General features: G+C 42.4%; 8 protein-coding genes and 1 pseudogene. All 9 read left to right on the top strand.

Annotated features, from left to right (window positions below; genetic code table 11):
- On the top strand, positions 1 to 600 hold a 600-nt coding region (locus JQ843_RS04845), incomplete at its 5' end, for a response regulator transcription factor (protein WP_203213028.1).
- Positions 601 to 1040: 440 nt separating this feature from the next.
- Positions 1041 to 1229, top strand: coding sequence for a class IIb bacteriocin, lactobin A/cerein 7B family (locus tag JQ843_RS04840; RefSeq protein WP_000180826.1), 189 nt, complete (start codon positions 1041 to 1043; stop codon positions 1227 to 1229).
- Positions 1230 to 1437: 208 nt separating this feature from the next.
- A complete protein-coding gene (locus JQ843_RS04835; RefSeq protein WP_001024119.1) occupies positions 1438 to 1617 on the top strand; it encodes a Blp family class II bacteriocin in 180 nt (59 codons plus the stop codon).
- Positions 1618 to 2538: 921 nt separating this feature from the next.
- Positions 2539 to 4692, top strand: a complete 2154-nt coding sequence (comA, locus tag JQ843_RS04830; RefSeq protein WP_203213027.1) for a peptide cleavage/export ABC transporter ComA — start codon at positions 2539 to 2541, stop codon at positions 4690 to 4692.
- 12 nt (positions 4693 to 4704) lie between these two features.
- Entirely contained in the window at positions 4705 to 6054 is a 1350-nt protein-coding gene (comB, locus tag JQ843_RS04825) for a competence pheromone export protein ComB (RefSeq protein ID WP_203213026.1), read from the top strand.
- Positions 6055 to 6223: 169 nt separating this feature from the next.
- A complete protein-coding gene (gene purC, locus JQ843_RS04820; protein WP_203213025.1) occupies positions 6224 to 6931 on the top strand; it encodes a phosphoribosylaminoimidazolesuccinocarboxamide synthase in 708 nt (235 codons plus the stop codon).
- Between the two features lie 37 nt (positions 6932 to 6968).
- A pseudogene (locus JQ843_RS10185) lies at positions 6969 to 7075 on the top strand (phosphoribosylaminoimidazolesuccinocarboxamide synthase).
- Between the two features lie 55 nt (positions 7076 to 7130).
- Positions 7131 to 10856, top strand: coding sequence for a phosphoribosylformylglycinamidine synthase (locus JQ843_RS04810; RefSeq protein WP_203213024.1), 3726 nt, complete (start codon positions 7131 to 7133; stop codon positions 10854 to 10856).
- Between the two features lie 12 nt (positions 10857 to 10868).
- Entirely contained in the window at positions 10869 to 12311 is a 1443-nt protein-coding gene (purF, locus tag JQ843_RS04805; protein ID WP_084947194.1) for an amidophosphoribosyltransferase, read from the top strand.
- Positions 12312 to 12496 lie beyond the last annotated feature (185 nt).

Raw genomic sequence — 12496 nt, 5'->3', positions numbered from 1 at the left:
TATTCTCAGTATTTTGACCATTATCAGCTCTATTTATTAGATTTAGAGATTGATGGAGAGCGTGAACGGGGCTTTCAGGTTGCTCAACAGGTTCGGGAGCGAGATCCCTTTACAAGCATTGTCTTTGTGTCCACTCACTCGGAGGCCTTGCCTCTAGCTTTTCGCTATCACTTGTCTGCCTTAGATTTTATTTCCAAGGATCAGCCAGAGGAAGATTACCGTCATCAGTTGGAGCGCTGTCTGGACTATGTACTGGCAGTGGACAAGAGGGAAAATATGCGTCTCTTCACCTATAGTTTTGAGGGAAGACGGGGCTTTACTCTGCCCTACCATGAGATTTTAGCCTTTGAAACCTCAGTGGAATCCCACCGTATCAAGGTCTATTATGCCAATCACTCTATCAAGACCATTTATGGCAGTCTCAAGGATATCGCTGCCAAGGCTGAAAAAGATTACTTTGTCTATGCCAATCGCAATACTTTAGTCAGTTTACAGGCAATTGAAGAGATGACTGCCACAGAAGTGACCTTGTTAGAAGGCTTGCATTTCCCCGTATCACGAACAGCCAGAAGAACCCTTAAAAAACATCTCAATGTCTAATATCTGTTAGACTTGGATGAGTTTATCAATAAGAATGTCGGAAAATTTTCTGATATTCTTATTTTTTTGACTTCTTTTTCGAATAGATAGGTAAGAGGAAAAAGGAAAGGAGTTTGCTTCATGTATCTACCAATTTTCTATTCATGGTACATTAAATTATTTTTCAAATAAATTTAATTTAGTTGTACATTTTCGAAATTTTTTTCGAATAGATAAGTAAGAGGAAAAGGAAGGAGACTACGCGATGTATTTACCAATCTTATTGCCATGGTTTATCAAATGGTATTTAAAATAAATGAAATCTACCTGTTCATTTTAAATCACTTCTCAAATAGATAAGTGAGACGAAAAGGAATTCAGTAATTTATCTATTCTGGTTTTTAAAATGGTTTAAGAGCCAGAAATCGTAAACTAAAAAATAGAAATAAAGGAGAAAAAAGATGACAAATTTTGACAAAATGGAACAGAACTTTGTAGCTCTTACAGAAGAAGAGTTGATGAATGTAGATGGGGGAATTGCACCACTAGTAGTTGCGTTTGGAGTAGCGGCGTTTAAAGGTTTTTCTGTAACAGGAGGGGCTATTATACTGGGAGCAGGTCTTTATCAAGTTGGAAAAAATCTAAAATAAAACTTTGGGTAAGTTTTATGAATAGAATATTAAAAAAAATATATGTAGGATCTGCTTTAACAGCTTACAGCATATTATTAATTTATTCTCTATTTAATTTAGAAAAGGTATCGTTGGAGAGCTGTATTTTGTTAGTAGCATTGACATACTATATTAATAAAAAAGAAATATTTAAATCAAAAGTGAATAAGAACAAGGAGAACTTAAAATGAATATTTTAGTAAATGATCATCAGTTTACAGCAATGACAGAAAAAGAACTAGCAACAGTTGATGGAGGAGTACTTCCTGCAGCGGTAGTAGCAGTTCCAGTAGGAATCAAGGTTGCAGGGTATGTTGTCGGTGGTTTATCCGCTGTAGGGCTAGCTGCATGGGGTTACTTCAGATAAGATAAAACACTGTGAAGAAATCAATGAATTTTTCAAACGAATTTGCGGCTATTATTATATCAGCTTCAGGGATGGTAGGTTTATTAGTGGGACTCACTATTGGCTTAGCTAGTATTATTTAAAGAGGGGTATAACATGCAAAATTTGAATCAATTTGAAATCGTAGAGCAAAGTAAATAAGTTGAAGTAGGTTTATTGATTGTTATCGAAGGATTATTACTTCCTGCTGGAGGAGCAGCTTTGGGGTATTATGCGAATAGACCATAATCTGATTGTAGTCAGAGAGGAATTTCTATGTTTTTAAAAAAATTCGTTAAATCAGTATTGAAAATTTTGCCTGAAATCATGGTATTACTTAGTTCAATGTCTTATATAATCATCAGATTAGTGGCTGATATGAATAAAGTATCTTTACCTACTTGGTTTGATAGTTTCAATATACCAACGATTGCATTATTTATGATGGTCTTCATTCTTTTATACAGAAGTAAAGAAAAAAAGAATGGATAAATTTGAGGTAGTAGACGCTCTATAGGGAATAGGTGTCTTATAGTAACGAATCAAAAAAGGAGTAACTATGAATCGTAATTTAGAACGGTGTTATCTATTCTGACTATGAACAGATCATACCAGAGGTGGCTCAGAAATAGCAGGGACATTAGAAATTGAAGTAATGAATAGGATGTCACAAATGTTACTATCAATGATTTATTTGTTCCAAGCTTGCCTAGGGTGTCAGTAAAAAATCAATTTCCTTTCATATCATATTTTTAGTAGGTAGGGCGCTTGTTCTGCCTATTTTTTTATCTAAAAAGTGCAGTTGGGAGGGGGATAGGCGCATTTGGGGAGGAAGTCCAGTTTTTGTTTGAGGATTGGGGTAAGATAGTTGTTATCAGATGAGTTTAGGAAAAGGAGATGAATATGAAATTTGGGAAACGTCACTATCGTCCGCAGGTAGATCAGATGGATTGCGGTGTAGCTTCATTAGCCATGATTTTTGGCTACTATGGTAGTTACTATTCTTTGGCTCACTTACGAGAATTGGCCAAGACAACCATGGATGGGACAACGGCTTTGGGCTTGGTCAAGGTGGCAGAGGAGATTGGCTTTGAGACGCGGGCTATCAAGGCAGATATGACGCTCTTTGACTTGCCAGATTTGACCTTTCCTTTTGTTGCTCATGTGCTTAAGGAAGGGAAATTGCTCCACTACTATGTGGTGACTGGGCAGGACAGGGACAACATTCATATTGCCGATCCAGATCCTGGGGTGAAATTGACCAAACTGCCACGTGAGCGTTTTGCGGAAGAATGGACAGGAGTGACGCTTTTTATGGCACCTAGTCCAGACTACAAGCCTCATAAGGATCAAAAGAATGGTCTGCTCTCTTTTATCCCTATATTAGTGAAGCAGCGTGGCTTGATTGCCAATATCGTTTTGGCAACACTCTTGGTAACCTTGATTAACATTGTGGGTTCTTATTATCTGCAGTCTATCATTGATACCTATGTGCCAGATCGGATGCGTTCGACTCTGGGGATTATTTCTATTGGGCTGGTGATTGTTTATATCCTCCAGCAGATCTTGTCTTACGCTCAGGAGTATCTCTTACTTGTTTTGGGGCAACGCTTATCGATTGATGTGATTTTGTCCTATATCAAGCATGTTTTTCACCTGCCTATGTCCTTTTTCGCGACACGCAGGACAGGGGAAATCGTGTCTCGTTTTACAGATGCTAACAGTATCATCGATGCGCTGGCTTCGACCATTCTTTCGATTTTCCTAGATGTGTCAACGGTTGTCATTATTTCTCTTGTTTTATTTTCACAAAATACCAATCTCTTTTTCATGACTTTATTGGCACTTCCTATCTACACAGTGATTATCTTTGCCTTTATGAAGCCATTTGAAAAGATGAATCGAGACACCATGGAAGCCAATGCGGTTCTGTCTTCTTCTATCATCGAGGACATCAATGGTATTGAGACTATTAAGTCCTTGACCAGTGAAAGTCAGCGTTATCAAAAGATTGACAAGGAATTTGTGGATTATCTGAAAAAATCCTTTACCTATAGTCGAGCAGAGAGTCAGCAAAAGGCTCTGAAAAAAGTTGCCCATCTCTTGCTCAATGTCGGCATTCTCTGGATGGGGGCTGTTCTGGTCATGGATGGCAAGATGAGTTTGGGACAGTTGATTACCTATAATACCTTGCTTGTTTACTTTACCAATCCTTTGGAAAATATCATCAATCTGCAAACCAAGCTTCAGACAGCGCAGGTTGCCAATAACCGTCTGAATGAGGTTTATCTGGTAGCTTCTGAGTTTGAGGAGAAGAAAACAGTTGAGGATCTGAGCTTGATGAAGGGAGAGCTGACCTTCAAGCAGGTTTCCTACAAGTATGGCTATGGTCGAGACGTCTTGTCGGATATCAATTTGACTATTCCCCAAGGCTCTAAGGTGGCTTTTGTGGGAATTTCAGGGTCAGGTAAGACGACCTTGGCCAAGATGATGGTTAATTTTTACGATCCAAGTCAGGGAGAGATTAGTCTAGGTGGTGTCAATCTCAATCAGATTGATAAAAAGGCTCTGCGCCAGTATATCAACTATCTGCCTCAACAGCCCTATGTCTTTAACGGAACGATTTTGGAGAATCTTCTCCTTGGAGCCAAGGAAGGGACGACTCAAGAGGATATCTTACGGGCGGTCGAATTGGCAGAGATTCGGGAGGATATCGAGCGCATGCCACTGAATTACCAGACAGAATTGACTTCGGATGGAGCAGGAATTTCAGGTGGTCAACGTCAGAGAATCGCTCTGGCGCGTGCTCTCTTGACAGATGCACCGGTCTTGATTTTGGATGAGGCGACCAGCAGTCTGGATATCTTGACAGAGAAGCGAATTGTCGATAATCTCATGGCTTTAGACAAGACCTTGATTTTCATCGCCCACCGCTTGACCATTGCTGAGCGGACAGAGAAGGTTGTTGTCTTGGATCAGGGCAAGATTGTTGAAGAAGGAAATCATGCTGATTTGCTTGCACGGGGTGGATTTTACGCCCATTTGGTGAATAGCTAGAAAGAGGAGAGGATGAAACCAGAATTTTTAGAAAGTGCGGAGTTTTATAATCGTCGTTACCATAATTTTTCCAGTCGGGTGATTGTACCCATGTCCCTTCTGCTTGTGTTTTTGCTTGGCTTTGCAACATTTGCAGAGAAGGAGATAAGTTTATCAACTAGAGCTACTGTCGAGCCTAGTCGTATCCTTGCAAATATCCAGTCAACTAGCAACAATCGTATTCTTGTCAATCATTTGGAAGAAAATAAGCTGGTTAAGAAGGGAGAACTGTTGGTTCAATATCAGGAAGGAGCAGAAGGTGTTCAAGTAGAGACCTATGCTAGTCAGCTGGACATGCTCAAGGATCAAAAAAAGCAATTGGAGTATTTGCAAAAGAGCCTGCAAGAAGGGACGGATTACTTTCCAGAGGAGGATAAGTTTGGCTACCAAGCCACTTTTCGCGACTACCTCGGTCAAGCAGACAGTCTTAGGGCTAGTACATCGCAACAAAATGAGACCATCGCGTCCCAGAATGCAGCAGCTAGCCAAACCCAAGCCGAAATCGGCAATCTCATCAGCCAAACAGAGGCTAAAATTCGCGATTACCAGACAGCTAAGTCAGCTATTGAAACAGGTGCTTCCTTGGCCAGTCAGAATCTAGCCTACTCTCTCTACCAGTCCTACAAGTCTCAGGGCGAGGAAAATTCGCAAGCTAAGGCTCAGACAATTTCGCAGGTGGAAGCGCATCTTTCTCAGTTAGAATCCAGTCTTGCTACTTACCGTGTTCAGTATGCAGGTTCAGGTACCCAGCAAGCCTATGCGTCAGGCTTAAGCAGTCAATTAGAGTCCCTTAAATCCCAACATTTGGCTAGGGTCGGTCAGGAATTGACCCTTCTAGACCAGAAAATCTTGGAGACAGAGTCAGGTAAGAAGGTTCAGGGAAACCTTTTAGACAAGGGGAAAATTACGGCGAGTGAGGATGGGGTGCTTCACCTTAATCCTGAGACCAGTGATTCTACCATGGTAGCAGAAGGTGCCTTACTAGCCCAACTCTATCCGTCTTTGGAAAAAGAAGAGACAGCCAAACTCACAGCTTATCTAAGTTCAAAAGATGTAGCAAGAATCAAGGTTGGTGATTCTGTTCGCTATACGACGACTCATGATGCCAAGAATCAACTTTTCCTAGATTCTACTATTACAAGCATTGATGCGACAGCTACCAAGACTGAAAAAGGGAATTTCTTTAAAATCGAGGCAGAGACTAATCTAACTTCTGAGCAAGCTGAAAAACTTCGATATGGTGTGGAAGGTCGTCTGCAGATGATTACAGGTAAGAAAAGTTACCTGCGTTATTATTTGGATCATTTTTTGAACAAAGAGTAATGTTCGTGTTTTTAGAGTTAAATGATTTTAAAACTGTGAGAAATCTTTTTCTTGCGGTTTTTTCTTTATAATTCTTGAGATTACTACGTTATTTATTCGGTTAAATTCTTGTAATTTTAGGTTTTTTATGGTAGAATGTGCTCAAGTAATACGAAAGGCGAACTTTAAAATGTCAAAACAATTAATCTATTCGGGAAAAGCTAAAGATATCTATACAACTGAGGATGAAAATCTTATTATTTCAACTTACAAGGACCAGGCGACTGCTTTCAATGGTGTCAAGAAGGAGCAGATTGCGGGCAAGGGAGTGTTGAATAATCAGATTTCATCTTTTATTTTTGAGAAATTAAATGCGGCTGGTGTGGCGACTCACTTTGTGGAGAAACTTTCAGATACGGAACAACTCAATAAAAAGGTGGAAATCATTCCTCTGGAGGTCGTGCTTCGCAACTATACAGCTGGTTCCTTTTCAAAACGTTTTGGTGTGGATGAGGGAATCGCCTTGGAGACTCCGATTGTCGAATTTTACTATAAAAATGATGATTTGGATGATCCCTTCATCAATGATGAGCATGTGAAATTCCTACAGATTGCGGATGACCAGCAGATTGCCTACTTGAAGGAAGAAACCCGTCGTATCAATGAACTTTTGAAAGTCTGGTTTGCTGAGATTGGCCTCAAGTTGATTGACTTTAAGCTAGAGTTCGGTTTTGACAAGGATGGCAAGATTATCTTGGCAGATGAATTTTCACCAGATAACTGCCGTTTGTGGGATGCGGATGGCAACCACATGGATAAGGATGTTTTCCGTAGGGGATTGGGAGAACTAACCGATGTTTATGAAGTTGTTTGGGAGAAGCTGCAAGGTTTGAAATAATCTATTTGCAACGGAAAACCTTCGTCTCTCAACTAAAATGACTCAGGCTGAAAAGGTCCCCAGACCTTTTCACTCCGTAGAGGATTGGGAGAACTAACAGACGTTTACGAGATTGTTTGGGAAAAGTTGCAGGAATTGAAGTAACAACCTCAAGGTCGTTGGGAACATTGCAAGAGCTGAAATAAAGGAATAAGGATTGATGGATAAACGTATTTTTGTTGAGAAAAAGGCTGATTTTCAGGTCAAGTCAGAGAGTTTGGTTAGAGAACTCCAGCATAACTTGGGACTTTCAAGCTTGAAAAGTATTCGTATTGTGCAAGTGTATGATGTCTTTAACTTGGCAGAGGACTTGTTTGCGCCTGCAGAGAAACACATCTTCTCTGAGCAGGTGACAGACCATGTCTTGGACGAAGCGGCTGTGCAAGCGGATCTTGCCAACTATGCTTTCTTTGCCATTGAAAGCCTACCAGGGCAATTTGACCAGCGTGCAGCATCTTCACAGGAAGCCTTGCTTTTACTAGGAAGTTCGAGTGACGTGACAGTCAACACAGCCCAACTGTACTTAGTCAATAAAGATATTGATGCGACTGAGTTGGAAGCGGTCAAGAACTACCTGCTCAATCCAGTTGATTCTCGTTTCAAAGACATCACGACAGGGATTGCCAAGCAGGAATTTTCAGAGTCAGATAAGACCATTCCAAAATTGACTTTCTTTGAAAGTTATAGGGCAGAAGACTTTGCCCGCTACAAGGCCGAGCAAGGGATGGCTATGGAAGTGGATGATTTGCTCTTTATCCAAGACTACTTCAAGTCAATCGGGCGCGTGCCGACGGAAACAGAACTCAAGGTTTTGGACACTTACTGGTCTGATCACTGCCGTCACACGACGTTTGAGACTGAGTTGAAACACATCGACTTTTCAGCTTCTAAATTCCAAAAACAATTACAGGCAACCTACGACAAGTATATTGCCATGCGCGAGGAGTTGGGGCGTTCTGAAAAACCTCAAACCTTGATGGATATGGCGACTATTTTCGGTCGTTATGAGCGTGCCAATGGACGTTTGGATGATATGGAAGTGTCTGACGAAATTAATGCATGCTCAGTAGAAATCGAAGTGGATGTTGATGGTGTGAAAGAGCCATGGCTCCTAATGTTCAAGAATGAAACTCACAACCACCCAACGGAAATTGAGCCATTTGGTGGGGCTGCTACCTGTATCGGTGGAGCCATTCGTGATCCATTGTCAGGTCGCTCATATGTCTACCAAGCTATGCGTATCTCAGGTGCGGGTGATATTACCGCACCGATTTCGGGAACGCGTGCTGGTAAGCTGCCACAACAGGTCATTTCTAAAACAGCGGCTCATGGTTATTCTTCATACGGTAACCAAATTGGGCTTGCGACGACCTACGTTCGTGAGTATTTCCACCCAGGCTTTGTAGCTAAACGCATGGAGCTTGGTGCTGTTGTCGGAGCGGCTCCTAAGGGTAATGTTGTTCGTGAAAAACCGGAAGCGGGTGATGTCATTATTCTCCTTGGAGGTAAGACTGGACGTGATGGTGTCGGTGGTGCGACAGGCTCTTCTAAAGTTCAAACAGTTGAGTCAGTAGAGACTGCTGGTGCTGAGGTTCAAAAAGGGAATGCTATCGAAGAACGTAAGATTCAGCGCCTCTTCCGTAATGGCGATGTGACTCGTCTCATCAAGAAATCCAACGACTTTGGTGCTGGTGGTGTCTGTGTAGCCATCGGTGAATTGGCAGACGGTCTTGAAATTGACCTCAACAAGGTGCCTCTTAAATACCAGGGCTTGAATGGTACCGAAATTGCCATCTCTGAATCTCAAGAACGGATGGCAGTCGTGGTTCGTCCTGAGGATGTAGATGCCTTCGTTGCTGAATGTAACAAAGAAAATATTGCTGCTGTTGTGGTTGCGACAGTGACTGAAAAACCAAATCTAGTCATGCACTGGAATGGTGAAACCATTGTCGACTTGGAGCGTCGTTTCCTTGATACCAATGGTGTGCGCGTGGTCGTCGATGCCAAAGTTGTGGACAAGGATGTCACACTCCCAGAAGAACGTCAAACATCTGCTGACACACTTGAAGCAGATACCCTTACGGTTCTATCTGACCTCAATCATGCGAGTCAAAAAGGATTACAGACTATCTTTGACTGCTCTGTTGGACGCTCAACGGTTAATCACCCACTTGGTGGTCGTTACCAACTCACACCAACTGAGGCATCTGTGCAGAAATTGCCAGTACAACACGGTGTGACTCATACTGCGTCAGTCATTGCTCAAGGTTTCAACCCTTATATTGCAGAATGGTCTCCATACCACGGTGCTGCCTATGCGGTAATCGAAGCAACTGCTCGTTTGGTTGCTGCTGGTGCCAACTGGTCTAAGGCTCGCTTCTCTTACCAAGAGTACTTCGAGCGCATGGATAAACAAGCAGAGCGTTTTGGTCAGCCAGTAGCTGCTCTTCTAGGTTCTATCGAAGCACAAATTCAGCTTGGTTTGCCATCTATCGGTGGGAAGGACTCTATGTCTGGTACCTTTGAAGAATTGACCGTTCCGCCAACCTTGGTCGCTTTTGGGGTGACGACAGCGGATAGCCGTAATGTGCTCTCTCCAGAATTTAAAGCTGTTGGGGAAAATATTTATTACATTCCAGGTCAAGCATTGGCTCAAGAGATTGACTTCGATCTTATCAAGTCTAACTTCGCTCAATTTGAAGCCCTTCAAAAGGCTTACAAAGTAACATCTGCATCAGCTGTTAAATACGGTGGTGTCGTTGAAAGCTTGGCTCTTGCTACCTTTGGAAACCATATTGGTGCAGAGGTAATCCTGTCTGAACTTGAAAGTTCTTTAACGGCTCAATTAGGTGGATTTGTCTTCACATCTCCTGAAGAAATTGCTGGAGTAGAGAAGATTGGACAAACAAAAGCAGACTTTACACTAACTGTCAACGGTGTGAAGCTAGATGGACACAAGCTTGACAGTGCCTTCCAAGGAAAACTGGAAGAAGTTTACCCAACAGAATTTGCTCAAGCGAAAGAACTGGAAGAAGTTCCAGCTGTCGTTTCCGACGCAATCATCAAAGCTAAAGAAAAGGTTGAAAAACCGGTGGTTTACATCCCAGTCTTCCCAGGAACTAACTCAGAATATGACTCAGCCAAGGCCTTTGAAAAAGAAGGTGCAGAGGTTAACTTGGTACCATTTGTGACCTTGAATGAAGAAGCAATTGTTAAGTCGGTTGAAACCATGGTTGACAATATCGGAAAGGCTAACATCCTCTTCTTTGCAGGTGGCTTCTCAGCTGCGGACGAACCAGATGGTTCAGCTAAGTTTATTGTCAATATCCTGCTCAATGAAAAAGTGCGTGTGGGCATTGATAGCTTTATCGCTCGTGGGGGCTTGGTTATCGGTATCTGTAATGGATTCCAAGCCTTGGTCAAATCAGGTCTTCTTCCATACGGGAACTTCGAAGATGCCAGCAGTACTAGTCCAACCCTCTTCTACAATGATGCCAACCAACACGTGGCCAAGATGGTAGAAACTCGGATTGCCAATACCAACTCACCATGGCTTGCTGGAGTGGAAGTTGGTGAGATTCATGCCATTCCTGTTTCGCACGGTGAAGGGAAATTTGTCGTGACGGCTGAGGAATTCGCTGAGCTCCGTGACAATGGACAAATTTTCAGCCAATATGTTGACTTTGATGGAAAACCAAGTATGGATTCTAAGTACAATCCGAATGGTTCTGTCCATGCCATCGAAGGAATTACCAGCAAGAACGGCCAAATCATCGGTAAGATGGGCCACTCAGAACGTTATGAGGAAGGTCTTTTCCAAAATATCCCAGGAAATAAAGACCAGCACCTATTCGCGTCAGCGGTGAGTTATTTCACAGGGAAATAAAAGGTATATAAAATGACATACGAAGTAAAATCTCTTAATGAAGAATGTGGTGTTTTCGGTATCTGGGGTCATCCAGATGCTGCTAAGTTGACCTATTTTGGTCTCCACAGTCTTCAACACCGTGGTCAGGAGGGGGCAGGAATCCTCTCCAATGATCAGGGGCAATTGAAGCGGCATCGCGATATGGGTCTTCTATCAGAAGTCTTCAGAAATCCTGCTAACTTAGATAAATTGACAGGAACTGGTGCGATTGGGCATGTGCGTTATGCGACTGCTGGCGAAGCTTCTGTAGATAACATCCAGCCCTTCCTCTTCCGTTTTCATGATATGCAGTTTGGCTTGGCTCATAATGGAAACTTGACCAATGCTGCCTCTCTCAAGAAAGAATTGGAACAAAGAGGCGCGATTTTCAGCGCGACTTCGGACTCGGAAATCTTGGCTCACCTCATTCGTCGCAGTCATAATCCTAGCCTGATGGGAAAAATCAAGGAAGCGCTCAGCCTTGTCAAAGGTGGTTTTGCCTATATCTTGCTATTTGAGGATAAGTTAATTGCTGCTCTTGACCCAAATGGTTTCCGTCCGCTTTCTATCGGGAAAATGGCCAACGGAGCGGTGGTTGTTTCCTCTGAAACCTGTGCTTTTGAGGTTATTGGTGCTGAATGGATTCGTGATTTGAAGCCAGGTGAGATTGTGATCATTGATGACAAGGGCATCCAGTATGACAGCTATACAGATGATACCCAGTTAGCAATCTGTTCTATGGAGTATATCTATTTTGCTCGCCCTGATTCTAACATTCATGGTGTCAATGTCCATACGGCACGTAAACGTATGGGTGCCCAATTGGCGCGAGAATTCAAGCATGAGGCGGATATTGTAGTTGGTGTACCCAATTCCTCCCTCAGCGCAGCTATGGGATTTGCGGAAGAATCTGGTTTGCCAAATGAAATGGGTCTTATTAAGAACCAATACACCCAACGGACCTTTATTCAACCGACTCAAGAATTGCGGGAGCAAGGGGTGCGGATGAAACTATCTGCTGTTTCTGGTGTTGTAAAAGGCAAGCGTGTAGTTATGATTGATGATTCTATTGTACGTGGAACAACCTCTCGTCGGATCGTTCAACTCTTGAAAGAAGCGGGTGCGACTGAAGTTCACGTTGCTATTGGCAGTCCAGCGCTAGCTTATCCATGTTTCTACGGGATTGATATCCAGACCCGTCAGGAGCTGATTGCGGCTAATCATACGGTCGAAGAAACTCGCCAAATCATTGGTGCGGACAGTCTGACCTATCTTTCTATTGAGGGGTTGATTGATTCAATTGGTATTGAAACGGATGCGCCAAATGGTGGTCTCTGTGTCGCTTATTTTGATGGTGATTACCCAACGCCTCTCTACGACTATGAAGAAGACTATCGTAGAAGTTTGGAAGAAAAGACCAGTTTTTATAAATAGACAATAGATCCTCCATTAAAGAAAAGGAATATAAAAATGACAAATAAAAATGCTTATGCTTCACGTCTCACTACTGACTAAAAGCTAAAGCATTTGTCAGTAGACGCTTTGTCCTATGGGGCAAAGCTAGAACCCTGACTAGTATTTTTATACTCTTCGAAAATCAAATTCAAACCACGTCAGCT

Source organism: Streptococcus mitis (assembly GCF_905187495.1).
GTDB lineage: Bacteria > Bacillota > Bacilli > Lactobacillales > Streptococcaceae > Streptococcus > Streptococcus mitis_CU.
Note: the sequence above shows the minus strand (reverse complement) of the source record. Positions and strands in the feature narration are given on the sequence as shown.